The organism is Streptomyces sp. NPDC048142 (genome assembly GCF_043202835.1).
GTDB lineage: Bacteria > Actinomycetota > Actinomycetes > Streptomycetales > Streptomycetaceae > Streptomyces.
In genome coordinates, this window is sequence record NZ_JBIDBC010000002.1 from 372,927 (window position 1) to 398,858 (window position 25,932).

General features: G+C 71.7%; 20 protein-coding genes and 1 riboswitch. Of the genes, 8 read left to right on the forward strand and 12 right to left on the reverse strand.

Going from position 1 to position 25,932, the window contains the following annotated elements:
- Nucleotides 1-3 precede the first annotated feature (3 nt).
- The gene (locus ACGF2Y_RS04315; RefSeq protein WP_392943147.1) at nucleotides 4-825 is read left to right on the forward strand and encodes a cobalt-precorrin-6A reductase; all 822 of its coding nucleotides are present in this window, start codon (nucleotides 4-6) and stop codon (nucleotides 823-825) included.
- Here the strand turns inward: ACGF2Y_RS04315 and ACGF2Y_RS04320 are convergent.
- From ACGF2Y_RS04320 to ACGF2Y_RS04330, 3 genes are read right to left on the reverse strand one after another with little or no spacing between them, the layout of a single operon-like run.
- Entirely contained in the window at nucleotides 759-2,342 is a 1,584-nt protein-coding gene (locus tag ACGF2Y_RS04320) for a precorrin-2 C(20)-methyltransferase (RefSeq protein WP_392943149.1), read from the reverse strand. The genes ACGF2Y_RS04315 and ACGF2Y_RS04320 overlap by 67 nt on opposite strands.
- Entirely contained in the window at nucleotides 2,342-2,968 is a 627-nt protein-coding gene (locus ACGF2Y_RS04325) for a precorrin-8X methylmutase (RefSeq protein ID WP_392943151.1), read from the reverse strand. The genes ACGF2Y_RS04320 and ACGF2Y_RS04325 overlap by 1 nt, the downstream gene beginning before the upstream one ends.
- 43 nt (nucleotides 2,969-3,011) lie before the next feature.
- Nucleotides 3,012-4,454 (reverse strand): cobalamin biosynthesis protein CobG, encoded by a 1,443-nt coding sequence (locus ACGF2Y_RS04330; RefSeq protein WP_392943153.1) that lies wholly within the window; start codon nucleotides 4,452-4,454, stop codon nucleotides 3,012-3,014.
- A gap of 374 nt (nucleotides 4,455-4,828) precedes the next feature.
- Nucleotides 4,829-4,908: riboswitch (cobalamin riboswitch) on the forward strand.
- Between the two features lie 93 nt (nucleotides 4,909-5,001).
- Between ACGF2Y_RS04330 and cobN the strand changes: the two genes are divergently transcribed.
- Nucleotides 5,002-8,607, forward strand: coding sequence for a cobaltochelatase subunit CobN (gene cobN, locus ACGF2Y_RS04335; protein ID WP_392943155.1), 3,606 nt, complete (start codon nucleotides 5,002-5,004; stop codon nucleotides 8,605-8,607).
- A 92-nt stretch (nucleotides 8,608-8,699) separates the two neighbouring features.
- Here the strand turns inward: cobN and ACGF2Y_RS04340 are convergent, their stop codons facing one another.
- From ACGF2Y_RS04340 to ACGF2Y_RS04350, 3 genes are read right to left on the reverse strand one after another with little or no spacing between them, the layout of a single operon-like run.
- Complete coding sequence (locus ACGF2Y_RS04340) at nucleotides 8,700-9,779, reverse strand: ABC transporter ATP-binding protein (RefSeq protein WP_392943157.1); 1,080 nt, start codon at nucleotides 9,777-9,779, stop codon at nucleotides 8,700-8,702.
- Complete coding sequence (locus tag ACGF2Y_RS04345) at nucleotides 9,776-11,383, reverse strand: ABC transporter permease (RefSeq protein ID WP_392943159.1); 1,608 nt, start codon at nucleotides 11,381-11,383, stop codon at nucleotides 9,776-9,778. Before ACGF2Y_RS04345 ends, ACGF2Y_RS04340 begins: the two co-directional genes overlap by 4 nt.
- A gap of 5 nt (nucleotides 11,384-11,388) precedes the next feature.
- Nucleotides 11,389-12,444 carry an iron ABC transporter substrate-binding protein gene (locus ACGF2Y_RS04350; RefSeq protein WP_392943161.1) on the reverse strand — a complete coding sequence of 352 codons (1,056 nt, stop codon included), beginning with the start codon at nucleotides 12,442-12,444 and terminating at the stop codon, nucleotides 11,389-11,391.
- A gap of 521 nt (nucleotides 12,445-12,965) precedes the next feature.
- Here ACGF2Y_RS04350 and ACGF2Y_RS04355 point away from each other — a divergent pair.
- The 4 genes from ACGF2Y_RS04355 to ACGF2Y_RS04370 all read left to right on the forward strand — a co-directional run bounded on the left by ACGF2Y_RS04355 (nucleotide 12,966) and on the right by ACGF2Y_RS04370 (nucleotide 19,052).
- Entirely contained in the window at nucleotides 12,966-14,333 is a 1,368-nt protein-coding gene (locus ACGF2Y_RS04355) for a peptidoglycan DD-metalloendopeptidase family protein (protein ID WP_392943163.1), read from the forward strand.
- Nucleotides 14,334-14,556: 223 nt separating this feature from the next.
- Entirely contained in the window at nucleotides 14,557-16,302 is a 1,746-nt protein-coding gene (locus ACGF2Y_RS04360) for a hypothetical protein (RefSeq protein WP_392943165.1), read from the forward strand.
- Nucleotides 16,303-16,435: 133 nt separating this feature from the next.
- Nucleotides 16,436-17,770: a peptidoglycan DD-metalloendopeptidase family protein gene (locus ACGF2Y_RS04365; RefSeq protein WP_392943167.1), complete on the forward strand. Its 1,335-nt coding sequence runs from the start codon at nucleotides 16,436-16,438 to the stop codon at nucleotides 17,768-17,770.
- A 265-nt stretch (nucleotides 17,771-18,035) separates the two neighbouring features.
- Nucleotides 18,036-19,052, forward strand: a complete 1,017-nt coding sequence (locus ACGF2Y_RS04370) for an alpha/beta hydrolase (protein WP_392943169.1) — start codon at nucleotides 18,036-18,038, stop codon at nucleotides 19,050-19,052.
- A gap of 115 nt (nucleotides 19,053-19,167) precedes the next feature.
- On the opposite strand, the gene ACGF2Y_RS04375 is transcribed toward ACGF2Y_RS04370, so the two are convergent.
- Nucleotides 19,168-19,776, reverse strand: a complete 609-nt coding sequence (locus ACGF2Y_RS04375; RefSeq protein ID WP_392943171.1) for a DUF2867 domain-containing protein — start codon at nucleotides 19,774-19,776, stop codon at nucleotides 19,168-19,170.
- Between the two features lie 94 nt (nucleotides 19,777-19,870).
- Between ACGF2Y_RS04375 and ACGF2Y_RS04380 the strand changes: the two genes are divergently transcribed.
- Entirely contained in the window at nucleotides 19,871-20,428 is a 558-nt protein-coding gene (locus tag ACGF2Y_RS04380; RefSeq protein ID WP_392943172.1) for a TetR/AcrR family transcriptional regulator, read from the forward strand.
- A 146-nt stretch (nucleotides 20,429-20,574) separates the two neighbouring features.
- Here the strand turns inward: ACGF2Y_RS04380 and ACGF2Y_RS04385 are convergent, their stop codons facing one another.
- Together ACGF2Y_RS04385 and ACGF2Y_RS04390 are read right to left on the reverse strand one after the other, a co-directional pair.
- Nucleotides 20,575-20,982 (reverse strand): nuclear transport factor 2 family protein, encoded by a 408-nt coding sequence (locus ACGF2Y_RS04385; protein WP_392943174.1) that lies wholly within the window; start codon nucleotides 20,980-20,982, stop codon nucleotides 20,575-20,577.
- Nucleotides 20,979-21,689, reverse strand: a complete 711-nt coding sequence (locus tag ACGF2Y_RS04390; protein ID WP_392943176.1) for an SDR family NAD(P)-dependent oxidoreductase — start codon at nucleotides 21,687-21,689, stop codon at nucleotides 20,979-20,981. The genes ACGF2Y_RS04385 and ACGF2Y_RS04390 overlap by 4 nt, the downstream gene beginning before the upstream one ends.
- Nucleotides 21,690-21,864: 175 nt before the next feature.
- Between ACGF2Y_RS04390 and ACGF2Y_RS04395 the strand changes: the two genes are divergently transcribed.
- Nucleotides 21,865-22,806, forward strand: a complete 942-nt coding sequence (locus tag ACGF2Y_RS04395; RefSeq protein ID WP_392943178.1) for a LuxR C-terminal-related transcriptional regulator — start codon at nucleotides 21,865-21,867, stop codon at nucleotides 22,804-22,806.
- Nucleotides 22,807-22,845: 39 nt separating this feature from the next.
- Here ACGF2Y_RS04395 and ACGF2Y_RS04400 read toward each other — a convergent pair whose 3' ends face one another.
- The 3 genes from ACGF2Y_RS04400 to ACGF2Y_RS04410 all read right to left on the reverse strand — a co-directional run bounded on the left by ACGF2Y_RS04400 (nucleotide 22,846) and on the right by ACGF2Y_RS04410 (nucleotide 25,860).
- A complete protein-coding gene (locus ACGF2Y_RS04400) occupies nucleotides 22,846-24,237 on the reverse strand; it encodes an amino acid permease (protein WP_392943180.1) in 1,392 nt (463 codons plus the stop codon).
- Nucleotides 24,238-24,394: 157 nt separating this feature from the next.
- Nucleotides 24,395-24,874: a MoaF N-terminal domain-containing protein gene (locus tag ACGF2Y_RS04405; protein ID WP_392943182.1), complete on the reverse strand. Its 480-nt coding sequence runs from the start codon at nucleotides 24,872-24,874 to the stop codon at nucleotides 24,395-24,397.
- Nucleotides 24,875-24,993: 119 nt separating this feature from the next.
- Nucleotides 24,994-25,860, reverse strand: coding sequence for a tyrosinase family protein (locus ACGF2Y_RS04410; RefSeq protein WP_392943184.1), 867 nt, complete (start codon nucleotides 25,858-25,860; stop codon nucleotides 24,994-24,996).
- Between the last annotated feature and the right edge of the window lie 72 nt (nucleotides 25,861-25,932).

A 25,932-nucleotide genomic window follows, 5' to 3' on the forward strand; every position in this document is an offset into this window, starting at 1 on the left:
CCGATGCCTGTGCTGCCCGTGCATGTTCTCGTTCTGGGGGGTACGACCGAGGCCCGCCGTCTGGCCGAGCACCTTGCCGCCCATGACCCGGGGGTCCGTGTCACCACCTCGCTCGCCGGGCGCGTCGCCTCGCCCGGAGCTCTCCCCGGTGACGTGCGCGTCGGCGGGTTCGGAGGGGCCGACGGGCTCGCCGCCTGGGTACGTGAGCATGGCGTGGACGCCCTTGTCGATGCCACCCATCCCTTCGCCGCGGCCATGAGCCGGAACGCGGCCGAGGCCGCCGCGCAGGCCCATGTTCCCCTCCTCGCTCTCCGCCGGCCGGGCTGGGCCGCCCAGGACGGTGACCGCTGGCACTCCGCCGGATCGCTCGCTGAGGCCGCCGGGCTGCTGCCCGCACTCGGGGAGCGGGTCTTCCTCACCACCGGGCGGATGGGGCTCTCGGCCTTCGCGGGGCCGGGACTCGACGCGCTGTGGTTCCTTGTGCGGTCCGTCGACGCCCCCGAGCCGCCCTGGCCGGCCCGCATGGAGGTCCTGCTCGACCGGGGCCCCTTCGGCCTCGAAGGGGAGCGGGAGATCATCCGGCGGCATCGGATCGATGTTCTCGTGACGAAGGACAGCGGCGGGAGCGCCACCGCCCCCAAGCTCACCGCCGCCCGTGAAGCCGGGATTCCCGTCGTCGTCGTCCGGCGGCCACCGGTGCCGGAAGGGGTGCCGGTGGCCCGTACGTCCGACGAGGCCGTCCGCTGGGTGCGCCGGCTCTACGCGGAAGGCCTGGAAGGCCCGGAAGGCTCGGAAGGCTCCGAGGGCTCCGGCGCCTCCGGGTAGCGGCGCGGTGTCCAGACGATGCTGCCCCGGCCGTCCTGGCCTCTTCGTACCCACCGCGTCTGCGACGAGCCCACGATCAGCAGCGTCCGCATGTCCACCTCCGCCGGGTCCAGATCGGCCAGCCGTACCGTCCGTACGCTCTCCGCAGGGCCGCCCACATCCCGGCCGAGGACGACCGGCGTGTCCGGCGAGCGGTGCTCCAGCAGCAGATCGCGGGCCATGCCCACCTGCCACGTACGGGACTTGGAGCCCGGGTTGTACAGGGCCAGCACCAGGTCCGCCGAGGCCGCGGCGCGCAGGCGTTCCGCGATGACCTCCCACGGCTTGAGCCGGTCCGAGAGGGAGATCGTGGCGTAGTCGTGGCCCAGCGGGGCGCCCGCGCGGGCCGCCGCCGCGTTGGCGGCGGTGACGCCGGGCAGGACGCGTACCGGAAGGTCCGCGTACGCCTCCTGCGAGGCCACCTCCAGCACCGCCGTCGCCATCGCGAAGACCCCGGGGTCGCCGCCGGAGACCACCGCGACGCGGCGGCCCCGCCGGGCCAGGTCCAGGGCGAACTCGGCGCGCTCCGACTCCACCTTGTTGTCCGAGCCGTGCCGCGCCTGGCCGGGGCGGACCGGCACCCGGTCCAGGTAGGTCGTGTAGCCGACCACGTCGTCCGCCGCCGCCAGCGCCCCGCGCGTCTCCGGCGTCAGCCACAGCGGGCCCGCCGGGCCGGTGCCGACGACCACCACCTCACCGGGGACGCCCTCCCCGGAAGGGCGCGGTGCGTCCACGCGGCTCGGCAGCACCGCCACCGAGAAGTACGGGACCGACGCCGGGTCGATGTCCGCCAGGTCGCCCGTGCGCTCCCCGGCCATCGTCGCCCGCTCCACGTACCGCGCCTCCGCCAGCCTCCCCGACGCCTCGAACGCCCCGCGCACCGCCGGGAACGTACGCCCCAGCTTCATCACCACCGCCGTGTCCGTGGCGGCGAGACGGGCCGTCAGCTCCTCCTCCGGCAGCGTGCCGGGCAGGATCGTGAGGATCTCCTCGCCCTCGACCAGGGGGGTGCCGAGCCGGGCCGCCGCCGCGCTGACGGACGTCACGCCGGGGACGACCTCGGTCGCGTACCGGTCGGCCAGCCGCTTGTGCATGTGCATGTACGAGCCGTAGAACATCGGGTCGCCCTCGGCGAGCACCGCGACGGTCAGGCCCGCGTCCAGATGCGCCGCGAGCCGGGCCGCGGCCTTCTCGTAGAACTCCTCCAGCGCGCCCCGGTAACCGCCCGGGTGGTCCGTGGTCTCCGTCGTGACGGGGTAGACCAGGGCCTCCTCGACGTGGTCGGGCCGCAGGTGCGCCGCCGCGATGGACCGGGCGATCGAGCGGCCGTGCCGGGCGCTGTGGTACGCGACGACGTCCGCCTCGCCGATGGCCTGGACGGCCCGCAGGGTCATCAGGTTCGGGTCGCCGGGGCCGAGCCCCACGCCGTACAGCTTGCCGCCGCCGGCACTCTTGATCCCGTTCACTGGAGAAGTCACTACTCTTCCTCGCTGGCGATGGCGTTGAGCGCCGCGGCCGCTATCGCGCTGCCGCCGCGCCGGCCGCGCACGATCAGGTGCTCCAGGCCCGACGCGTGCTCGGCCAGGGCCTCCTTGGACTCGGCCGCGCCGATGAAGCCGACCGGGACGCCGATCACGGCGGCCGGGCGCGGGGCGCCCTCCTCGATCATCTCCAGCAGGCGGAAGAGAGCGGTCGGGGCGTTGCCCACCGCGACCACCGCCCCCTCCATCCGGTCCCGCCACAGCTCCAGGGCCGCCGCGCTGCGCGTGGTCCCCATCTTCGCGGCCAGCTCGGGCACGGACGGGTCGGACAGCGTGCACACCACGTCGTTGTTCGCGGGCAGCCGCTTGCGGGTGACCCCGCTGGCCACCATCGCCACGTCGCAGAGGATCGGCGCGCCGGAGCGCAGGGCCGCGCGGGCGTCGGCCACGGCGTTCGGCGAGAAGGCGAGGTCGCGTACGAGGTCGACCATGCCGCAGGCGTGAATCATCCGGACGGCGACCTGGCTCACGTCGGCGGGCAGCCCGGTCAGATCCGCCTCCGCGCGGATGGTGGCGAAGGACTGGCGGTAGATCGCCGGTCCGTCCTTCTCGTACTGGTGCACAGTGCTGTCGCTTTCTTCTGCCGATGGGTAAAGGTGAGGTCTCTCAGGCGCGGGCCGCGGCCACCGTCGCCGCGAGTGCCGCAGGGTTGTTCCGGACCGTCGCCGGGGGGTCCCGGCGGTCGCCCCGTACATGCGAGATCCGGTGCCCGTCGGGTGTGACGACCACGTCGATCCACTCCCCGTGGGGGTGGCCGCAGCGCCGTTCGCACCCGGACCAGTACACAGGGAGCCGTCCGGCCGGTCCGACAGCGGCCCCCGCTTCGGCCCGCACATCGGCCAGCGACTTCGCGCAGCCAGGGTGCCCGATGCAGGCCCCCACCCCGGTCCACGGGGAGTCCGGGCCGGTGATCAGCCCGGCCGCCGCCAGGGTGCGGAGTGCCTCCGTCGCGTCGTCCTGCCCGGGATGCCTGTCCTGCTCGGACTGCCCGTCCTGCCTGCCCTGCCTGAAGGGGCCGGGGATGATGACTCCGCGCCACGGGGTGAGCCGCAGCTCGTTCCCGTACCGTCGGGCCGTTTCGGTGAGCAGCCGCCACTGGGCGGGGGACAGCTGTCCCAGGGGTACGCCGATGCTGATCGCGGTCGCGGTCGCGGTCGTGGTTGTGGTCGTGGTTGCGGTCGCGTTCGCGGTCGCGCCGCCGCCGTTGTCGTCCGGTGCGGTGATCAGGCCTGGTCGCGGAGCTGTCGCCGTACGTGGACGGGGGCGGTGCACATCCGCCGTCGCCGCCACCGTCGCTCCGATGGCCTGGGCGATCTCGCCGGGCAGCGTCGCCCGTACGTCCTCGGGCAGGTCCTTCACCCGCCACGCGCCGGAGTCCCGGGCGGCGCGGAGGAACGTCTCGGCGGCCAGGAGCGCGGCGCGCGGGGCGTCGGCGGCGGACAGCCGGAACAGCCGGTCCTCGTCGTCCCCGATCCGCAGGAGGGCGCTGCCGCCGGCCGCGTCCGGGGCGCCCGGGGCACTGCGGCCCTCCGCGATCAGGGTCACGTCCGCGCCCAGCGCGTCCACGTCCCCGCGCCCGTCGTCGAGGGCGAAGAGGAAGCGGCCGGAGAGCGAAGCGGCGGCGGCCGACCCGCACACCAGGCCGTCCAGTTCGGACAACCAGCCCCTGAGCGAGGGCGATCCGTCGAGTCCTGCGAGCGGCGAGGCCACGATGTTGCGGGCCCGCTCGTGCGCGGCGGACGGCAGCAGCCCGGCGGCGGTGAGCAGTCCGGCCGGGCCGCCGCCGCACTCCGCGTCGAGGCCGCGCAGCTGTACGTTGCCCCGCGAGGTGAGATGCAGGTCACCGTCGCCGAACCGGCCGGCCACCGCGAGCAGCGCGTCCGCCCGGTCCGCGCTCAGCACCCCGCCGGGGACGCGTACGCGGGCCAGCGCCCCGTCGTCGGCCCGGTGCAGCCGCAGTGTCCCCGGGCAGGCGTCGCCGCCGTCGCGGGGGGATGAGCCGCCCGTGGAAAGGGGCGAGGGGGCGGAATCGGGCATGGCGGCGAGCATACCGACCGAGCCGATCCGATCGGCGGGCTCGCTCCTGTGACCTGCGATCCGCCACCTGCGGCCTGCGGCCTGTGACGTGCGGCCCGCGACCCGCGGCCTGCGCCTGGTGCCCGGCGGGACAGCGGACCGCGGCGAACCCCGCCCCGCCCCGCCCCGCCCCGCTCCGCGCGGCTCACCGCCCGCGCCCCGGTCCGCAGCGACAGCGGCTCACCGCCCCGCCCCGGTGCGCGGGGACGCGGGAGGCACCCGGCTCGGACCCCGACCCGCAAACAGTGATCACCACCGCACCCCCGCCCCCTGCCCCGCCCCCACCTCCGCCGCTTAGGATGCAGGCGGTGGTCCGTTCAGGCCGCCATCGCCAGACGGCGACAGGGGAGGAAGCCCGGTGAGATTCCGGCGCGGTCCCGCCACTGTGAGCACGGCCGCCACCACCGGCCGGGCGAGTCAGGAACTCCCTTCCCCGAGCGCCCGGTTCTCCGGCCGGGCGTGGGGAGACCCCTCCGACACCGCCCGGGGCGTGGACACCCCGAGGAAGGCCTGACGCAGCATGATCCTGCTCCTGTCGACGTCCGACACCGACCTCCTGAGCGCCCGCGCTTCCGAGGGACCCGTCAGTTACCGGTACGCCAACCCCTCCCGCGTCTCCCTCGACGGACTGCCGGACCTGCTGGACGGCGTCGACCTCGTCGTCGTACGCCTCCTCGGCGGGGTACGGGCGTGGCAGGAGGGGCTCGACGCGGTGCTGGCCACCGGGCGCCCGGTCGTCGTGCTGACCGGTGAGCAGGCCCCCGACGCCCAGTTGATGGCCGCGTCCACCGTGCCGATCGGCATCGCGGCCGAGGCGCACGCCTACCTCGCGCACGGCGGGCCCGCCAACCTGGAGCAGCTCGCCCGGTTCCTCTCCGACACCGTGCTGCTGACCGGCCACGGCTTCGAGCCGCCCGCCCCGGCCCCCGCGTGGGGCCCGCTGGAGCGGGAGGCCCGTGCGGTGCCCGAGGGCGCGCCGACCGTCGCCGTCCTCTACTACCGCGCCCACCACATGAGCGGGAACACCGCGTTCATCGACGCGCTGTGCACCGCCGTGGAGGATGCCGGCGCCCGGCCGCTCCCGCTGTACGTCGCGTCTCTCCGTACGCCCGAGACCGAGCTGATCGACGCGCTCCGCGCCGCCGACGCCATCGTGACCACCGTCCTCGCGGCGGGCGGCACCAGGCCCGCCGAGGCGTCGGCCGGCGGTGACGACGAGTCGTGGGACGCGGGCGCGCTGACCGGGCTCGACGTGCCGGTCCTCCAGGCGCTCTGCCTCACCAGCCCGCGCAGCGCCTGGGAGGAGAACGACGAAGGCGTCTCCCCGCTGGACGCCGCCACCCAGATCGCGGTGCCGGAGTTCGACGGGCGGCTGATCACCGTGCCCTTCTCCTTCAAGGAGATCGACGAGGACGGGCTCCCGGCGTACGTCGCCGACGCCGAGCGCGCGGCCCGGGTCGCCGGGATCGCCGTACGGCACGCGAAGCTGCGGCACATCCCGAACGCGGAGAAGAAGATCGCGCTCGTGCTGTCGGCCTACCCGACCAAGCACTCCCGGATCGGCAACGCCGTCGGCCTCGACACGCCCGCCAGCGCCGTCGCGCTGCTGCGCCGGCTGCGCGCCGAGGGGTACGACTTCGGGCCGGAGGCCGACATCCCGGGGCTGGTCTCCGGCGACGGCGACGAGCTGATCTACGCGCTGATCGAGGCGGGCGGCCACGACCAGGAGTGGCTGACCGAGGAGCAGCTGGCCCGCAACCCGGTCCGTATCCCGGCCGCCGACTACCGCCGCTGGTTCGCCACGCTCCCCGAGGAGCTGCGCCACGCGGTGGAGCGGCACTGGGGACCGGCGCCCGGCGAGATGTTCGTGGACCGGTCCGCCAACCCGGAGGGCGACATCGTCCTCGCGGCCCTGCGGCGCGGCAACCTCCTCATCCTCATCCAGCCGCCGCGCGGCTTCGGCGAGAACCCGATCGCGATCTACCACGACCCCGATCTCCCGCCGTCCCACCACTACCTGGCCGCCTACCGCTGGATCGCCGCCTCCGCCGACGACAACGGCTTCGGCGCCGATGCCATGATCCATCTCGGCAAGCACGGGAATCTGGAGTGGCTGCCGGGCAAGAACGCCGGGCTCTCCGCCGCCTGCGGTCCGGACGCCGCCCTCGGGGACCTCCCGCTCGTCTACCCGTTCCTGGTGAACGACCCGGGCGAGGGTACGCAGGCCAAGCGCCGCGTCCACGCCACGCTGATCGACCACCTGGTGCCGCCGATGGCCCGCGCTGACAGCTACGGCGACATCGCGCGTCTGGAGCAACTCCTCGACGAGCACGCCCAGATCGCCGCCATGGACCCGGCGAAGCTGCCCGCGATCCGGGCGCAGATCTGGACGCTGATCCAGGCCGCGAAGCTCGACCACGACCTCGGCCTGGAGGACCGGCCGGAGGACGAGGGCTTCGACGACTTCATCATGCATCTCGACGGCTGGCTCTGCGAGATCAAGGACGTCCAGATCCGCGACGGCCTGCACGTCCTGGGCAACCCGCCCGCCGGGAACGACCGGGTCAACCTGGTGCTGGCCGTGCTGCGCGCCCGCCAGATCTGGGGCGGTACGGCCTCGCTGCCGGGGCTGCGCGAGGCGCTCGGCCTCGACGAGTCGGCCGCCACCCGCACCGCCGCCGACGCGATCGAGGAGCAGGCCCGCGCGCTCGTCCAGGCGATGGACGACGCCGGCTGGGACCCCGCCGCCGTCGCGGGCGTCGCCGCCGGGCTGCCGGAGGCGGTCGCCGACATCCTCACCTTCGCGGCCACCGAGGTCGTCCCGCGCATGGCGGCCACGACCGACGAACTCACGCACGCGGTCCACGCGTTGAACGGCGGCTTCGTCCCGGCCGGCCCGTCCGGGTCGCCGCTGCGCGGCCTGGTCAACGTCCTGCCCACCGGCCGTAACTTCTACTCGGTCGACCCGAAGGCCGTCCCCTCCAAGCTCGCCTGGGAGACCGGCCAGGCGCTGGCCGACTCGCTGCTGACCCGCTACCGCACCGACAACGGCGACTGGCCCACCTCGGTCGGCCTCTCCCTCTGGGGCACCAGCGCGATGCGCACGGCGGGCGACGACATCGCCGAAGCCTTCGCGCTGCTCGGCATCCGGCCCGTCTGGGACGACGCCTCGCGCCGCGTGACCGGCCTGGAGCCCATCCCGTACGAGGAGTTGGGCCGTCCCCGGATCGATGTGACGCTGCGCATCTCGGGCTTCTTCCGCGACGCGTTCCCGCACACGGTCGGGCTGCTCGACGACGCCGTACGGCTGGCCGCCTCGCTGGACGAGCCGGCCGAGCAGAACCACGTACGGGCGCACACCCAGGCCGACCTGGCCGAGCACGGCGACGAACGCCGGGCCACCACCCGTATCTTCGGCTCCCGCCCCGGCACGTACGGCGCGGGCCTCCTCCAGCTCATCGACTCCCGCGACTGGCGCACCGACGCCGACCTCGCCGAGGTCTACACGGTCTGGGGCGGCTACGCCTACGGCCGTGAACTCGACGGCCGCCCGGCCCGCGAGGAGATGGAGAGCGCCTACAAGCGCATCGAGGTCGCCGCGAAGAACACCGACACCCGCGAGCACGACATCGCGGACTCCGACGACTACTTCCAGTACCACGGCGGCATGGTGGCCACCGTGCGCGCGCTCAAGGGCAAGGCCCCGGAGGCGTACATCGGGGACTCCACCCGCCCCGAGACCGTCCGCACGCGCACGCTGGTCGAGGAGACGTCCCGCGTCTTCCGGGCCCGGGTCGTCAACCCCAAGTGGATCGAGGCGATGCGCCGCCACGGCTACAAGGGCGCGTTCGAGCTGGCGGCCACCGTCGACTACCTCTTCGGGTACGACGCCACGACCGGCGTCGTCGCCGACTGGATGTACGACAAGCTCACCGAGACGTACGTGCTCGACCCGGAGAACCGGCAGTTCCTCCAGGAGGCCAACCCCTGGGCTCTGCACGGCATCGCGGAACGCCTGCTGGAGGCCGAGTCGCGCGGCATGTGGGCCAAGCCGGACCCGGCGGTGCTGGACGCGCTGCGCCAGGTGTACCTGGAGACGGAGGGGAACCTGGAGGGCGAGGACTGACACTCCAGCCCTTCGGCCCTCCCCGCGTCACCGCCCCGGTAGGCGTGCGGGACGCGGGGAGGCCCCGGGTGCCCGGGGGGTGCTGTACGCGGTCAGGGTGCGCTGTGGTCGTAGAGCACTGTCCCGCCGGTGACCGCGATCCCGGTCTTCTCGCCGGGGCGCACCCCCACCGGCCCGGAGACCCGGACCGACACCGGGGTGTCGAGCCCGGGAACCGCGACGACGACCATCGCGTCGTGGCCGTAGAAGTGCACGTCCACCACCGTGCCCGGGGGGCGGTCCACGCCCGCCTCGGTCAGCGTGAGCTGCTCCGGGCGCAGGACGACCGTCCCGGAGCCGCCGCTGACGGTGGAGCCCTTGCCTGCGCCGACCGTGCCGCCGTGCGCCGCCAGCGGGACCGGGCCCAGCGCGGTGAGGGCCGTGGCGCCCTCGGCGGTACCGGGCAGGAGGACGGCGTCGCCGACGAAGCCGGCCACCCAGGGGTCCGCCGGGCTCCGGTAGACCTCCTCGGGGGCCGCGCACTGGGCGACCCGGCCCGCCCGTACCACCGCGACCAGGTCGGCGGTGGAGAGCGCCTCCTGCTGGTCGTGGGTGACCAGCACGCCCGTGGCGCCCGTGGCCCGCAGTGCGGCGCGAACATCGGCGCGTACGCCCGCGCGCAGGGCGCTGTCGAGGGCGTTGAAGGGCTCGTCGAGCAGGACGAGCCCGGGTTTGGGGGCCAGCGCGCGGGCCAGGGCGATGCGCTGCTGCTGGCCGCCGGACAGCTCGTGCGGCATCCGGTTCCCGTACCCGGGCAGGCCCACCAGTTCGAGCATCTCCTCGGTGCGCCCGCGGCGTTCGGCCACGGGGACACCCGGCAGACCGAAGGCCACGTTGCGGGCCACGTTCAAGTGCGGGAACAGCGCGCCTTCCTGGGGCACGATCCCGATCCGGCGGCGCTCGGGCGGCAGGTGGACACCAGGGCCCGCGACGACCCGGCCGCCCAGCTCGACCGTGCCGCCGTCGGCGCGCAGGAAGCCGGCGAGGATCCGCAGCATGGTGGTCTTGCCGCAGCCGGAGGGGCCCAGGACGGCGGCCAGCCGGCCGGTCGGCACGGTGAGGTCCAGGCCGTCGAGCACCCGAGTCGCGTCGTCGTAGGACTTGACGAGCCCGGTGATCCGCAGGTCGGTCATGTGCGGTGCCTTCCGAGGAGGTACGAGGGGACGGCGGCGATCAGAATCAGGACGGCGGCGTACGGTGCGGCGGCCGCGTAGGAACCGGTGCCGGTCTCCGTCCACAGCCGGGTGGCGAGCGTTTCCATGCCGGTGGGCCGCAGCAGCAGGGTGGCGGGCAGCTCCTTCATGCAGACGACGAAGGTGAGGGCGGCGCCGGCCGCGACTCCGGGGGCCGCGAGCGGCACGGTGACCTCGCGCAGGACGCCCAGCGGGCCGCGTCCGAGCGAGCGGGCCACGTCCTCGAGGACGGGGGGCGACTGGAGGACGGCGGCCCGGGTGGCGGCCACGGCGACGGGCAGGAACAGCACCGCGTAGGCGGCGACGAGCAGCGGTAGCTGCTGGTAGAGCGGGTACGCGTAGCGGACGGCGAGGAAGACCATCGCGAGTGCGACGGTGATGCCGGGCACGGCGTGTCCGGCGTACGCGGCCTGCTCCAGGAGGTGCGCGGCACGCCCCCGGTGGCGGGCGGCGAGGATGCCGACGGGCAGGGCGAGGAGAGTGGTGACCGCGGCGCCCAGCGCGGCGACGCCCAGGGTGGTCCCGGCCGTTTCGAGGAGCCTGCCGGGCTCCCAGGTGCCGGAGCTGCCGACGGCCAGCCAGTAGACGAGGGTGCCGACGGGGAAGGCCACTCCGGCAGCCGCGACGAGCGAACACCAGCCGAGGGCGGGCCAGGTGAACCCGCCCAGTCGGGCCGGGGGCGCGGGCCTGGGCGCGCCCCCGCCGGTGCGGGCGTGTCCGGCGCGGCCCCGGGTGCGGGCCTCGGCGGTGACGAGCAGCACGGTCATCACGACGAGTACCACGCTGAGCGCGGCGGCGGGAGTGCGGTCGAAGCTGGCCTTGTACGAGGTGTGGATCGCCCGGGTGAACGTCTCGTACCGCATGATCGAGACCGCGCCGAAGTCGGAGAGCACGTACAGGGCGACGAGCAGTCCGCCACCGGCCGCTGCGGGGCGCAACTGCGGCAGCGTGACGCGGAGGAAGGTGCGCGCCGGGCCGTGCCCGAGAGACCGGGCGGCCTCTTCCTGGGCGGGATCGATACCGCGCAGGGCGGCGGCCACGGGCAGGTACACGTACGGGTAGCTGACCAGGGTGAGGGCGAACGCGGCGCCCGTGAAGCCGGCGAGGCCGGGATCGGCGGAGATCCAGGCGAAGGCCGCGACGTAGCTGGGCACGGCGAGCGGCAGGGTGGCCAGCACGGACCAGGCGCGGGCGCCGGGCAGCGCGGTGCGGACCGTCAGCCAGGCCAGCGGGATGCCCAGGACCAGACAACCGGTGACGACGACGGCGGTCAGCCCCAGGCTGCGGGCGAGCAGTTCGACGGTCCGCTCGTGGGCGACGACGTCCCAGGCGTATCCGGGGCCGCGCTCCAGCGCCCGTACACCCAGGTAGACCAGCGGCAGCAGGGCCACGACCGCGGCCAGCGACGCCAAGACGATGAGGACAAGAGGAGGCCGCTGCCCGGCACGCCCGCGCCCTGACGACACGTCGGCGTCGTCAGGGCGCGGGGTGGTACCGGCGGGCGCCGACCGGTTCGAGTGGACCGGCGTCCCCGGTGTGCTCATGCTGCTCAGACCATCCCGGCTTCCTGGATCATCTCCAGGGTCACCTTGAGCGATTCCAGCTTGCTCAGGTCGATGGCGGGGGCGTCGATGGAGCTCAGGGGCGGAAGGTTCTCGACCTTGCTGGTGACGCCCGCGGCCAGCGGGTACTCCTTGGTCTCGTCGGCGAAGTAGGTCTGCGCCTCCGCGGAGAGCAGGAACCCGACGGCCTGCTGGGCGGCCGCGCTCTGGTCGCTGCCCTTGAGGATGCCGACGCCGGCGACGTTGACGAGCGCGCCCGGGTCGCCCTTGGTCGGGAAGTGCAGCTTGGCCTTGACCTTGGCCGCGCCTTCCTCGGCGACCTTCTCGTACCAGTAGTAGTGGTTGATCAGACCGAGTTCGGCCGTGCCGTCGTTGACGGCGTTGAGGACGGCGCCGTTCTTCTCGTACACCTGCGGGTCGTTGGCCTTGAAGTCCTTGAGCCAGGTGCGGGTGGCGTCGTCGCCCTCCAGGACGCGCATGCCGGTGACGAACGCCTGGAAGGAGGCATTGGTCGGCGCGTAGCCGACCTTGCCCTTCCACTTGGGGCCGGTCAGCTCGTGCACGCTGTCCGGGGCCTTGTCGACCTTGTCCGGGGCGTACGCGATGACGCGGGCTCGGCCGGAGACGCCGACCCAGGTGCCGTCCTCGGCGCGGAACGCCTTGTCGACCTTGTCCAGGGACTCCTTCGGCAGGGCCGCCAGGCGGCCCTCCTTGGTGAGCGCGCCGAGGGCGCCGGCGTCCTGGGCGAGGAACAGGCCGGCCTTGGTCCTGTCGCCCTCCTCCAGCAGCTGAGCGGCGAGTTCGGCGCTGTCGCCGTAGCGAACCTCGACCTTGGCGCCGGTGGCGGCTTCCAGCTTCCTGAGCAGGGGGTCGATCAGCTCCTCGTTGCGGCCGGAGTAGATGACGAGGGTTTCGTTCTTCTTCTCGGCCTTTGTGCCCGGGGCAGCGCCCTTCTCCTCGCCACCGCCGCAGGCGGCGACGAGCGGCGCGAGCAGGGCGCCTACAGCAAGGGTGGCGAATCGACGAGGGGCGGGGCTTTGCATGGCATGCCTTCCTGGTTCCTGTGAACCCCTCATGAATAAGGTGTGCCTAACCTAAGCGTCAAGGCTTGTGTCCTATCCGGTATGGCTCGACACCAGGTTGTGATCCGGGAGCCGAGCCGAGCCGGATACGCGGGTGCCCCAAGGGCTCGCCGCGGCGGTGTGAGGCTCCGGAGCGTCGAGCGTCGATGGCCCTTGGTGACGCGGACGTGGTCGGGTTCCGGCTGTCGATGGCGATGGTGCCTCGGTCGCGCTCTGACCTACCACGACGATCGTGCCGCCGTCATACACGCGGTCGATGCGGAGCCGGGACTCGCCGCAGGGCGAGAACATAGGGGGGGCCTCCGGGATACCCGAGCCCCCTGCTCCTGTCACTCCGTAGGGTTCCGGATTCCCCGCCCCTGCGCCCGCCCGTACCTTCCTCAACGCAGCGGGCGAACCCCTGGCTTGACGAACAGGACCCCATCTTCGGCCATCCATGAGGTCGCCCGCCGCCTTCGCCCTGTCGGTGACCAGGAGGTCATGTGAGCGCGCACCGTCCCACACGCAGGAACATCCTCAAGTCCGCCGGCGGGCTCTCGGCTGTGATGGCCCTGGGCGTCAGCGGAGTCCCCACGGCACGGGCAGCGGGGATCGAGGACACCCGGCCGGACTTCCGGCTGCCCTTCCCGTGCGGCGTCAAGGTCGAACTGAAGACCTACCCGGGTCACAATCCGGACGACAAGAAGATCGACATGTACCGGTACGGGATGCCGTCGGGGAGCCCCATCCTCGCCTCGGCGGACGGTCTCGTGCACGAGAACTTCTGGTCGTCCGGCGGGCTGGAGATCAGGCACGGCAACGGCTGGTTCAGCCTCTACCTCCACATGACCGGCGTCGCGCAGGCCGGCACCTGGGTCAAGCGCGGCGACATCATCGGCTACATGGGGGACGTCGGATCGCCGGGCAAGCCGCACCTGCACTACGAGCAGCTCTACAACCCCAACAGCGACCAGGACGCGGACACCCAGCACATGGTCCACCCCAAGCTCCAGGGGCGGTTGCTGATCATGGACCCCAACCGCCCGGAGGACATGATCAGTACGAACTCCTGCAGTGGTCCTGTTCCGGGTGGGGGTGACCTGTTCGCGTTGTCGCCGGACCGGTCGGGTGTCTTCCAGTACTCCGGGCAGGGTGTCGCGTGGACGAAGGTCGGTGGTGCTGCTGGTGAGTTGGTCGCGGGTGGGGCTGGGTTGTTCGCGACGAATCCGTCGACGGGTGATCTGTTCAGGTTCAGTGGTACGCCGGACAAGTGGGTCAAGGTGGGAGGTCCGGCGGCGCAGTTCGTTGTCGCGGGTGATGGTCTGTTCGGGCTGAGTCCGGACAGGAGTGCTGTCTTCCGGTGGTCGGGTTCGGGGACGTCGTGGGTCAAGGTCGGCGGTGCGGCCGGGAAGTTGTACGGCGGTGGGGCCGGGTTGTTCGCGACGAATCCGTCGACGGGTGATCTGTTCAGGTTCAGTGGTACGCCGGACAAGTGGGTCAAGGTCGGTGGTCCGGCGGCGCAGTTCGCGGTCTCCGGTAGTCATCTGTACGGGTTGAGCCCGGACAAGAGTGCCGTCTTCCAGTACTCCGGGCAGGGTGTCGCGTGGGTCAAGGTCGGCGGCGCGGCTGGTGAGTTGGTCGCGGGTGGGGCTGGGTTGTTCGCGACGAATCCTTCGACGGGTGATCTGTTCAGGTTCAGTGGCACGCCGGACAAGTGGAGCAAGGTGGGCGGTCCGGCGGCGCAGTTCGCGGTCAGTGGCAATCATCTGTACGGGTTGAGCCCGGACAGGAGTGCTGTCTTCCAGTGGTCGGGATCCGGGATCGCATGGAACAAGGTGGGCGGCCCCGCGCACTCCCTCGCAGGCCGATAGCCGAAAGCCGGTACCGATAGCCGAAAGCCGGTACCGAAAGCCGACGCCGAACCGCAGGCGGGCCGACAGCCCAGCCCGCCTGCGGCCATCTCCCTGGAGGCACCCCATCCTGAAATCGCGCATGGTTCTTGCCGCCGTCCTTGTGGCGGTCTCACTCGGGGCGGCGCCCGCAGCGGTTGCGAAGTCCGCCGAGTCGGCTGAGACGTCCGTCGAATCCGCCGCGATGCCCACCGGGTCTGCCGCGATGCCCACCGGGTCCGCTGCGGCATCCATCGAGTCGGCTGCGATGTCCACCGAGCCGACTGCGACGTCCGTCGAGTCCGCTGCGATGTCCGCCGAGTCCGTGACCAGTGGAGACTTCGTCCGGATCTATGATCCGTCGGCCGGGGAATCGCGGCCCTGGTACATCAACGATCACACCTTCATCCGGGACGAGGCCACCGGGACCTGGCACCTGTTCGGCATCACCCACGCCGAGCCCGCCGATCCCGAGGACGAGGACTCGTTCGCCCATGCCACAGCGCCCAGCTTGCAGGGGCCGTGGACGAAGCAGCCCATGGCGCTGAACGTCGACCCTTCCTACGGGGAGTCCCACCTCTGGGCACCGCACGTCATCCGCTCCGGGTCCACGTACTACATGTTCTATGCCGGTGGTCAGACCGAAGGAGATCTGTCGAGAAGCCAGATCAATCTGGCCACATCGACGGATCTGCGCCACTGGGAACGCCGGGCCGAGGGGCCGCTGTTCCGTGACGGGTTGGAAGCGCGCGACCCGATGGTCACCCGAGTGGGGGACCAGTGGGTCATGTACTACACGGCCACGGAGACAGCCACCGGGGGCCGCAATGTGGTGGCCTACCGGACCAGTTCCGACCTCATCACCTGGGGTCCCCGGAGCATTGCGTTCACCGCCTCGGGAGACGGCTGGACGGAATCTCCGTACGTGATGCAGCGAGACGGTCTCTGGCACCTGTTCATCGGCGGCTCCTCAGCTACGGACTATGTGGGAGCCGAGGTCTACGCGAGCGCCGACCCGTTCCGCTTCTCATCCTCCGGACAGGTGGGCCGACTGCCCTCACATGCCGCGGAGGTCGTACCGGACCAGAACGGAAAGCTGTGGGTCAGCAGCGCCGGCTGGGGCAACGGCGGAGTGGACCTCGCTCCGCTCACATGGCGCGCGCGTCCGTTCGCCCCGCACCATGTGTACGGGCTGAACCCGGACAGGAGCGCCGTCTATCAGCGGACCAGCGGAACATCCTGGACCAGGATCGGAGGGCCCGCCGGAACGCTGATCGGAGGCGACGGCGCGCTGTTCGCGACGAATCCGTCGACGGGGGATCTGTTCAGGTACAACGGGACGCCGGACAGGTGGAGCAAGGTGGGTGGGCCTGCCGCGCAGTTCGTCGTCGCGGGCGACCGTCTGTACGGGCTGAGTCCGGACAGGAGTTCCGTCTTCCAGTACTCCGGCCAGGGCGACACGTGGACGAAGGTCGGCGGTGCGGCCGGGAAGTTGTACGGCGGTGGGGCCGGGTTGTTCGCGACGAATCCGTCGACGGGTGATCTGTTCAGGTTCAGCGGTATGCCGGACAGGTGGAGCAAGGTCGGCGGACCGGGTGCGCAGTTCGCTGTCACCGGCGACCGTCTGTACGGGTTGAGCGCGGACAAGAGTTCGGTCTTCCAGTGGTCGGGTTCGGGGACGTCGTGGGTCAAGGTCGGCGGTGCGGCCGGGAAGTTGTACGGCGGTGGGGCCGGGTTGTTCGCGACGAATCCGTCGACGGGTGATCTGTTCAGGTTCAGCGGTATGCCGGACAGGTGGAGCAAGGTGGGTGGTCCGGCGGCGCAGTTCGCTGTCACCGGCGACCGCCTGTACGGGTTGAGCCCGGACAGGAGCGCTGTCTACCAGTGGACCGGCCTGGGGGCGTCATGGACCAAGGTCGGCGGCCCCGCCGCGAGCATCGCGACCGACTGAAGATCCGCGCTGCCCGCACGGGCTGCCCGCACGCGCTACCCGCACGTCCTACCTGCACGCGCGGAGAACATCTCCGTCCTGTGACGCGCCCAGGATCGTTCCTGATCTTGGTATCCCTTCCTAAGGAGAGGCATTGAGAACCGTCATACGGTCCGGCTTTCTGGCAGTGGCAGCGCTGCTCCTCGCACTGCTCTCGCCCCTGCCCGCCACGGCCTCGGCTCAGGCGCCGAGCGCGACTCCCGCCTTCCAGCTGCCCGTTCCCTGTGGCGAGGTGTGGACGACGTCCACGCACAGCGGGCACGCCAACCAGTACATGCTCGACATGGTCCCGACCAGCGGAGCCACCCTGGGCAAGCCCGCGCTGGCCTCGGCGGCTGGACGCGTCACGGTGTCCCAATACTCCAGCAGCGCCGGGAACTTCGTCGTCATCGACCACGGTGGCGGCTGGCAGACCCGATACCTGCACCTGGACCGGCTCGACGTCTCGGTCGGCACCGACGTGGAGCGAGGCCGGCAGATCGGCACCGTCGGCAACACCGGTGCCTCCGAGGGGGCACACCTGCACTACGAGCAGAAGCTGAACGGTTCCGTGGTGCAGGCCACCATCGACGGTCATGCCGTACCGGTCAACTGGTCCTACGGTGAGCACTTCGAGACCAGCCGCAACTGCGGTGATCCTGTTCCGGGTGGGGGTGACCTGTTCGCGTTGTCGCCGGACCGGTCGGGTGTCTTCCAGTACTCCGGGCAGGGTGTCGCGTGGGTCAAGGTCGGTGGTGCTGCCGGTGAGTTGGTCGCGGGTGGGGCTGGGTTGTTCGCGACGAATCCGTCGACGGGTGATCTGTTCAGGTTCAGTGGTACGCCGGACAAGTGGGTCAAGGTCGGTGGTCCGGCGGCGCAGTTCGTTGTCGCGGGTGATGGTCTGTTCGGGCTGAGTCCGGACAGGAGTGCTGTCTTCCGGTGGTCGGGATCCGGGACGTCGTGGGTCAAGGTCGGCGGTGCGGCCGGGAAGTTGTACGGCGGTGGGGCCGGGCTGTTCGCGACGAATCCGTCGACAGGTGACTTGTTCAAGTTCAGCGGTACACCCGACAAGTGGAGCAAGGTCGGTGGACCGGCCGCGCAGTTCGCGGTCACTGGCAATCATCTGTACGGCTTGAGCCCGGACAAGAGCGCTGTCTTCCAGTGGTCGGGATCCGGGACGTCGTGGGTCAAGGTCGGTGGTGCTGCGGGTGAGTTGGTCGCGGGTGGAGCGGGGCTGTTCGCGACGAATCCGTCGACGGGTGATCTGTTCAAGTTCAGTGGTACGCCGGACAAGTGGGTCAAGGTCGGTGGTCCGGCGGCACAGTTCGCTGTCTCCGGTAGTCATCTGTACGGGCTGAGCCCGGACAGGAGTGCCGTCTTCCAGTGGTCGGGATCCGGGATCGCATGGAACAAGGTGGGCGGCCCCGCACACTCCCTCGCAGGCCGATAGCCGAAAGCCGGTACCGAAAGCCGATACCGAGCCACAGGCGAGTCGACTGAGGTTCCCCCATGAGTGTGGGGGGACCTCAGTCTCCTGAACGGGCCGGCCCGGGGCCGGCCGGTGCCGTCACGGGCGCATCCCATCAGGGCCCGAGGGCCCTGTCACTCCGGATCGTTCCGGATGCCGCAGAGAACGCCGGGCAGCTAGCTTCCGAGCGGGCGGAACCACCGGCACATACCGCTCACCGGACCATTTTCCCGACCAGGAGGCGAAGTTGAGCGAGCAGCACCGCACCACCCGCAGGAACCTTCTCAAGTCCGTCGGTGGAGTCTCCGCCGCCGTGGCCCTCGGCGGCGCGGGCGCCGTCGCGTCGGCCTCGTCCGCGAGCGCGGCCGCCCGGGGCGCCGCCGCCGGTGACGGCTTCGGACTGCACATCGTGGACAGCATGGAGCACGACCCCCGCATGTGGTACTACCGGTTCCAGACCGGTGCGATCGGCGGCTGGGCCCCTGCCGTCAACGTCCTGCTCCCCGACGACTACCACTGGAGCGGTCGCACCTATCCCGTCCTCTACCTCCTCCACGGCGGCGAGCAGGACTTCATCTCCTGGGACCGCTGGGGTATCCGCGCGGCGACCGCGGGCAAGCCGGTCATCGTGGTGATGCCCGACGGCGGACGCGCGGGCTGGTACTCCAACCCGGTGAGCACCAACGTCGGAGCCCGTAACTGGGAGCACTTCCACATCGGCCAGCTGATCCCGTGGATCGACGCGAACTTCCGGACGTACGCCGAATTCGACGGCCGCGCCGTCTCCGGCTTCTCGATGGGCGGCTTCGGCGCGCTGAAGTACGCGGCCAAGTACTGGGGGCACTTCGCCTCGGTGAGCTCCCACTCCGGCCCGGCCAGCCTGCGCGGTCCCGTCGCCGGGGTCAACGGCGCGGTCGTGCACTGGGCCAACGCCTCGTCCGCGGCCGTCGAACTGGGCGGTGGCACGGTCTACGGCGCGCCGCTCTGGGACGAGGCCCGGGTCAGCGCGGACAACCCGATCGAGCGGCTGGAGAGCTACCGGGGCAAGCGGATCTTCATGGTCGCCGGCACCACCCCCGAGCCGACGTTCTGGGACACGTTCAACGAGGTCGGCGTGCTCCAGACCCAGCGGGAGTTCCGCGGCTTCCTCGACAGGGCGGGCATCCAGCACGAGTCGCACGAGAGGGACGGCGGCCACAAGGTCGACCCCTGGTTCTTCGAGCAGGACCTCAACGGCATCATCGGCCGCCTCCGCAAGGCGTAGCCAGGCCAACGGCCTCCCGGCGGCGCCCGCCGTCGGGAGGCCGCCGGGGCCGGGCCCGTACTCGCTGGAGCCCTCGCCAGAGCTGTTGAGGCGGGGAGGCGGGGGGCGGGAGGCGTCAGGGTGCGATCCGACGCTCCGCGTTCTCCTGCCACTCCCGGCCGATCGATCGCATCAGGGCCGGGTAGACCCCCAGGTACCGGAAGGGTTTGATGCCGAGCATGTAGAGGGAGCCGAGGCGGCCGTTGGGCTTCACCAGCACGGCCAACTGGCCGTGAAAGCCGCCGTTCCCGTCAGGGACCCAGCCGATGTGCAGCACCCCGTGCATGGTCTTGTTGGCGCACTCGGCGGCCCATTCGTCGTGCGTCTGGAAGACCGAGGTGAAGGACGCCGTGCTGAGGTCGGGGCCCCGCAGCCCTTGGCGCAGATCCTCGGGAAGCCGGTCGCGCAGCGTCGTCACCCGGCCGCCGACGCCGGTGTCCTGCTTGTCCCAGCCGAGGAGCGCACCGAGTTTCCAGCGCACCGCGAAAAGGAAGCGGCCCACGGGGTTGCCGCCGTCCGGACCGTCCTTGCCGTTCGCCATCTGATCGACCAGATGGTGCAGATCGTCCGGGCCGCCCGGCGTCGGCAGCGCCCACACATCCTCCAGCCGGAAGTCGTCGGCGATCTCGTGGATCCGCCAGGGGCGGGACGTATGGTCGGTCGGGGGAAGGCGCAGGTCACTCATGGCAGCTTCCTGTCTATACGGTGGCGTATAGAACGAGCATAGACTCATCTGTACGGCTCCGTATATTGGTCGGGTACGTGAGGAGGGACACGGCATGGGTGCGATCCGTACGCCACGCGACAGGTGGATCGAGGAGGGGCTTCGCATGCTCGCCGCCGGCGGCCCCGAGGCTGTCCGGGTCGAGGTCCTCGCCCAGGCGCTCGGTGTCAGCAAGGGCGGTTTCTACGGCTACTTCCGCAACCGCGCCGCCCTGCTGGAGGAGATGCTCGACACGTGGGAGCGCGAGGTCACCGAGGCCGTCATCGAGCGGATCGAGCGCGATGGGGGCGACGCCCGTGAACGGCTCCGGCATCTCTTCGACTTCGTGGGGTCGGGCAGGGTGCTCGCGACCGACGCCGGGGTCGAGCTGGCGATCCGCGAGTGGGCCCGGCGCGACGAAGGAGTCGCGCGCCGCCTCCGCCGGGCCGACAACCGCCGCATGGACTACCTGCGCGAGCTCTACGGGGCCTTCTGCCCCGACGCGGGCGATGTCGAGGCCCGCTGCCTGATCACCTTCTCGCTGCGCGTCGGCGACCGCCTCATCGTGGCCGACAACGGCCCGCTCGACCGCGCGGACGTACTCGACGCGGTCACGGACCGGCTGTTGAGCTGAGCCCGTACGGCGGATGGGCTCGCCCGGACGGCTCCGCACGGCTCCGGACATCTCCGAGCGGGGCTGAAGGAGACCGGAACCGGGACCGGAACCGAGACCGAGACCGGGGCCGGTGCCGGGGCCGAGGAGCCGTGCGGGGCCGGGGCTCAGAGGCGCGAGACGTGGTACTGCCGGATGCGCCACCCCGCGTCGGCGCGGACGGCGACGAGGGAGAGACGTACGGGTATGTCGCCGTCGTGCTGGTGGAAGACGACCTGGGCGAGCCCGCCGATCCAGTCGTCCCCGCCCCGGTACGCGTGCAGGACGCGGGCGACGGCCCGGGTGCCCGGGGGGACCTGCCGGTAGTAACCGGCGATGCTCCCGGGTCCGGTGACCGGGTCCGGGAACAGGCCCTGGAAGAGCGCGTCCTCGGTGAACAGGGCGGCGGCCCGCTCGGGATCGGGCTCGTTGAACCGGCTCTGCCACTCCTGGAGCAGGCCGCCCAGCACCTGTGTGGCCTTGGCGTTGGCGTTGGCGTCGGCGGTGGTGTGCGCGGCGGTGTTGGCGGTGGTCATCGGATGCCTCCGTCGATGTCGAGGGTGATGCCCGTGGTGAAGGTGTTCTCCATGAGGAACAGGGCGGCGTGCGCGAGTTCGTCGGCCTCCCCGGGCCGGGCGACGGGCAGCCGCCGCGACACCGATTCCCGGTAGGCGGCGTGTTCGTCCGCGGGCATCCGGGACGCGTGGGTGTCCACCGGGCCGGGGGCCAGGGCGTTGACCCGCAGCGGCGCGAGCTCGTGGGTGAGGGACTTCACCAGGCCCTCGATCGATCCGTTGACCGCGGCGAAGGCCGAGTAGCCGAGTTCGGGCTTGCGGTAGAGGTAGCCGGACATGAGGGTGACCGAGCCGGTCGCCCGCGGGATGCGCGGCAGGGCCGCCTTCAGGACGCGGTACTGGCCCCACCACTTGATCTCGAAGAACCGCCGGAAGTCGTCCTCGCCGAGCTCCTCGAACGGGCCGACGGTGATGCCCGCCGCGCTGGTGAACACGTGGTCCACGCGCTCCAGCGAGCCCACGGCCGCGTCGACGGAGGCGGGATCGGTCACGTCCAGCACGCGGTACTCGGCCCGGCCGCCGATGGTCCCGGCCGCCTGGCGTACGGCGTCCTCGTTGCGGTCGGTGAGGACGACATGGGCGCCGCGTTCGGCTGCCAGTCGCGCCGTGGCCAGGCCGATACCGGCTCCGGCTCCGGTGATGAGCACGGTGGTGCCACTGATGGTCATAGGGAGGTCTCTCCTGCGATTCCTAGGTGGGTGCTGGGTCTGCACTGGAACGCTATGGGGCCACTCGGCCGATTTCCTTGGAAAGAGAGTGCATAATCATGAAATGCTGGATCATGAAAGGGACAGACAGACCCCTCGGTCGCCCGGGTGCTCGTGCGGGGAGGACCCGTCGACGGTGTGCGCGCAGGGCCTGGCCAGGTACCGCTACGCGGTGATCAAGGGCTGTATGCCGCTGGCCCAGGCGCCCGGGTGCCTGCTGCGCCTCGGCCTGGTGACCCCTCCGCCGGACGACCCCAGGCTGCTGGTGCCGGTGGCGCCGGACGTAGCGCTCGACGAGTTGCTGCAACCGCTGGAGGAGGACATCCGGCGCGGCAGGCAGCGGGTGCAGCGGACCCGTTCCGATTTCTCTTCGGTCCAGGCGATGTACCGGGCAGCGGTCCGCGAGGCCCGTTCGAGCGTGGCCCGGATCGACGGCGAAGGTGTGGTCATGCCTACGCTGGAGAAGGCGGTCCGCTCCTGCCGCAGCGAGCTGGCCACGATCCAGCCGCTCGGCGAGCGCAACGCCTTCGATCTGGAGGACCCCCGGCTGGTTCCGCGAGGGGTGACGCACCGCACGCTGTATCCGCATGCGGCGCAGACGAACGCCCAACTGCTGCGGCACATCGCGCGGGTGGAGGAGGCGGGCGGCTATGTCCGTACCGTGGACCAGGTGATCGGCCGGCTCCTGCTGTGCGACCGTTCGAGCGCCTACCTGGTCCACAGCGACGGTTCGCCGCACGCGGGGGCGGTGGAGATCACCCACCCGGGCATCGTGGCCTTCCTCGTCTGCGTGTTCGAGGATGCCTGGCAGCGGGGCACGCCCGTGTCGGCGCCGGTGGTGCGCGCGCGGGAGTCCGTGATCGTGGACGAGGTCGAGCGGGCGGTGATGCGGCTCCTGGTGTCCGGTCACACCGACGACGCGATCGCTCGCCGGCTGGGGGTGTCGCGGCGGACCGTGGCCGGTCATGTGTCCCGGATCTCCCAGCAGTTGGGATCGCGGTCGCGGGCGCAGCTCGGCTATCTCATCGCCCGGGCGGAGGCCACGCACGACGGGGCGGAGGACCTTGCCGTGCCCTGACGCCTCTCGTCGCTCCCCGGCGTTCCTCGTCGCCGGCCGTCAGCCGCGTCGGCGCAGCCGGCCGACTCCGGCGAGAACGCAGGCGAGCAGGGCGGAGGCGAGGATCTGGCCGCGGGCGGACGGGTCGAAGGCCATGGCCGCGATGACGGCCACGAGGACGGCGATCACCGCGATGGTGACACCGGGAAAGCCGGGGGTACGCAGGACGAGGAGGTCGGGCCGCGTCCGTTCGAGGCGGCGGCGCAGGACCAGGTGGGAGACGGCGACCGTCAGCCACATGAACAGCATGGCGCCGCCCATGGCCTCGGCCAGCACCGGCAGTACGTCTCCGGGCCGGGCGGCTTCCAGCGGGATGCACAGGAACCCGATGGCGGCGGACGCGACCACGGCCCGGCGCGGGGAGCCCTTGGGGCTGACCGGGGCGAGGGCTGCCGGGGCGTCGTCGCGCAGGGCGAGCGAGTGCAGCATCCGGGAGGTGCCGTAGAGGTTGGCGTTGAGGGCCGAGAGGAGCGCGATGAGGACGACGGCCTCGGTGACCGTGCCCGCGGCGGGAATGCCGAGCCGCTCCAGGACCTGCGGGTAGGGGCTGTGTCCGGGCCGGGCGGAGGTCCAGGGCAGCAGGGCGGCCAGGACGGCGACCGAACCGATGTAGAACAGGGCGATGCGCCAGATCGCGGACCGTACGGCGCGGGAGACGGCGAGCGAGGGGTTGGCGGACTCGGCGGCGGCCATGGCGATGACCTCCATGCCGCCGAAGGCGAAAATGACGGCGAGCAGAGCGGCGAGGATGCCGGTGACGCCGTGCGGGGCGAAGCCCCCGTGCCCGGTGAGATGGGCCGTGCCGGGGGACGGAGTACCGGGCAGCCAGCCCGCGAGCGCCGCGACGCCGAGCGCGATGAAGGCGATGATGGCGGCGACCTTGAGGGACGCGAACCAGAACTCCGCCTCACCGAACATCTTCACCGACAGCGTGTTCAGCGCGGTGAACAGGGCCATGAAGACGAGGGCGGCGGTCCAGCTGGGCAGTGCCGGTATCCACTGGTGGACGATGCCCGCGGCGGCGACGGCTTCGACGGCGATGGCGATCGCGGTGATCCACCAGTAGAGCCAGCCGGTGGTGAACCCGGCCCAGGGCCCCAGCGCCTTGTCCGCGTAGACGGAGAAGGACCCCGATACGGGGAGGGCGGCGGCCAGTTCGCCCAGCATCCGCATGATGGCGAGGGCGATGAGCGCGGCGAGCAGATAGGAGACGAGGACCGCGGGCCCGGCGAGGGCCAGCCCCTGCCCGGAGCCGACGAAGAGACCGGCGCCGATGACACCGCCGAGGGCGAGCATGGTCAGGTGGCGGGAGGCCAGGTGGGGTTTGAGGCGGTGCTCGGCGGGAGGGTGCTGCGGGGGGTGCGGTGCACGGGCAGCGGCAGGTGCGGCCACGGGGCTCCTCGGGAAGGTGCCGGAAGGCAGGGCGGGCGCTGGGAGAACAGGCGGGGCCTGGGAGAGCAGGCGGGTGGCGGGAGAGCAGGCGGGGCCTGGAGCAGGGGCCGGGCCGGCCCGTGGAGGTCGGGCCGGCCCGGTGGCGTCACCCGGTGCGTCAGGCGATGCGGGCGAGGGTGGCGGTGTGCAGCTCGCCGACCCGGTCGCCGCTCTCGTTGACGTACGTCCAGTAGACGGAGACGTTCCCGGAGTTCAGGTCCATGACGTGGGAGACGGTCATGCCGGACTCCTCGACCCAGTTGACGTGGTAGACACCGTCGTTGACCTTCTTCACCGCGAGGTCCTGGTCGCCGCTGTTGCCCTTCATCGGGCCCGCGGTCGCCTCCCAGTGGAGCTTGGTGCCGTCGGCGGAGTAGCTGTTGTGGAAGACGACGCCGTTGTCGACCTCCAGGCGGTAGGAGTGTCCGGCGAAGGCGGGCAGCTCACTGCGGTTCTGCTCGACGGCCGCGCCGACGGTGGTGCCGGTGCGGGCGGGGGCGTCGGCGGCGGCCGGCCCGGCGAGGGCGACGGCGGAGGCGAGGGCGAGTGCGGGGACGAGGGCCCGGGCGGCCCGAGTGGTGTTGGTGGTCTTGCGCATGACGGATCAGCTCCTTGCTGCGGTGATGAAGTGGTGTACGGATGGCATGAGTTGGCCGCCCGCGCGGTCCGGTGTTCTCGGTACCGGACGCAGGGGGCGCCGCCCCGGAACCGGGGAGGTCAGGCGTACCGGTAGAACCCGGTGTGGTCGAGCATCTGCCGCGGGGTGACGTCCCACGGTGTGAGCTTCTCGTCGAGGGACAGGACGCGCCCGTGCTGGCTGTCGCCTGCCGCGATGGGCTTCTCCGGCAGGTACTGGGGCACGTCCTTGTGGCGTTCCTGCCACCGCGTCCAGATCAGGTCGATGAAGCAGTGGTGCAGCCAGAAGACCGGGTCGTTCGGTGAACTGCCGCCGGTCATCTGGCCGCCCGCCCAGGCGTGGACGCGGTTGTGGAGCTTCCAGCCCACGTCCTGGCCGACGGTCCAGCCCTCCAGCTTGTTGCGGAAGCCGGTGGTGGTGGCGGTGGAGTCGTACGGGTAGCTGTCGTAGCGCGCATCGGACAGCGCTTCTTCGAGGTCGGCCGGGCCGGGCAGCGAGACCCCGTTGTTCCAGCCGCCGAAGTCCCGCATCAGGAAGGGATCGTTGGTGACCTGGACGTTGATGTCCCACCGGCCCGCCCGGTGGGCGAACGGGCCGCTCGTGACCTGGCGGTCACCGGCGCGGCCGTTTCCGCCCAGGAAGTCCTCGGTCCAGGGGATGCCGGTGGTGGACTGCTCGGAGGTCCAGTCCCAGTAGGGGAGGGTGACGCGGTCGTCGACCTCGCGCAGCTCGTTCTCGAAGTCGATGAGCATGGCGCGGTGCCAGGGCAGGAAGCTGGGGGCCATGTGGCCGTAGCGCTTGCCGCCCTCGCCGTCGGCGACGAAATAGTGGGCGTGGGTCCTGACGTAGTCGTCGTAGACGCCCTTGCTCTTCACTTCGAGGACCGCGTCGATGAAGCGCTTGCGCTCGACGGCGGTCAGGTCCTTGCAGTTCTTGCGGATGTGCACGGAGAAGGTGCTCCTGCGGTGTCGCTGGGGCGGAGACGGACGGCTGGTGGCGGGCGGCCGGTGGCGGGCTGC

What these genes read in the sequence shown, in the direction of transcription:
- ACGF2Y_RS04315 (WP_392943147.1), top strand. Translation starts at nt 4, where the DNA reads ATGCCTGTGCTGCCCGTGCATGTTCTCGTTCTGGGGGGTACGACCGAG.
- ACGF2Y_RS04330 (WP_392943153.1), bottom strand. Translation starts at nt 4,454, where the DNA reads ATGCTCGCCGCCATGCCCGATTCCGCCCCCTCGCCCCTTTCCACGGGC.
- cobN (WP_392943155.1), top strand. Translation starts at nt 5,002, where the DNA reads ATGATCCTGCTCCTGTCGACGTCCGACACCGACCTCCTGAGCGCCCGC.
- ACGF2Y_RS04340 (WP_392943157.1), bottom strand. Translation starts at nt 9,779, where the DNA reads ATGACCGACCTGCGGATCACCGGGCTCGTCAAGTCCTACGACGACGCG.
- ACGF2Y_RS04345 (WP_392943159.1), bottom strand. Translation starts at nt 11,383, where the DNA reads ATGAGCACACCGGGGACGCCGGTCCACTCGAACCGGTCGGCGCCCGCC.
- ACGF2Y_RS04350 (WP_392943161.1), bottom strand. Translation starts at nt 12,444, where the DNA reads ATGCAAAGCCCCGCCCCTCGTCGATTCGCCACCCTTGCTGTAGGCGCC.
- ACGF2Y_RS04360 (WP_392943165.1), top strand. Translation starts at nt 14,557, where the DNA reads ATGCCCACCGGGTCTGCCGCGATGCCCACCGGGTCCGCTGCGGCATCC.
- ACGF2Y_RS04375 (WP_392943171.1), bottom strand. Translation starts at nt 19,776, where the DNA reads ATGAGTGACCTGCGCCTTCCCCCGACCGACCATACGTCCCGCCCCTGG.
- ACGF2Y_RS04380 (WP_392943172.1), top strand. Translation starts at nt 19,871, where the DNA reads ATGGGTGCGATCCGTACGCCACGCGACAGGTGGATCGAGGAGGGGCTT.
- ACGF2Y_RS04385 (WP_392943174.1), bottom strand. Translation starts at nt 20,982, where the DNA reads ATGACCACCGCCAACACCGCCGCGCACACCACCGCCGACGCCAACGCC.
- ACGF2Y_RS04390 (WP_392943176.1), bottom strand. Translation starts at nt 21,689, where the DNA reads ATGACCATCAGTGGCACCACCGTGCTCATCACCGGAGCCGGAGCCGGT.
- ACGF2Y_RS04405 (WP_392943182.1), bottom strand. Translation starts at nt 24,874, where the DNA reads ATGCGCAAGACCACCAACACCACTCGGGCCGCCCGGGCCCTCGTCCCC.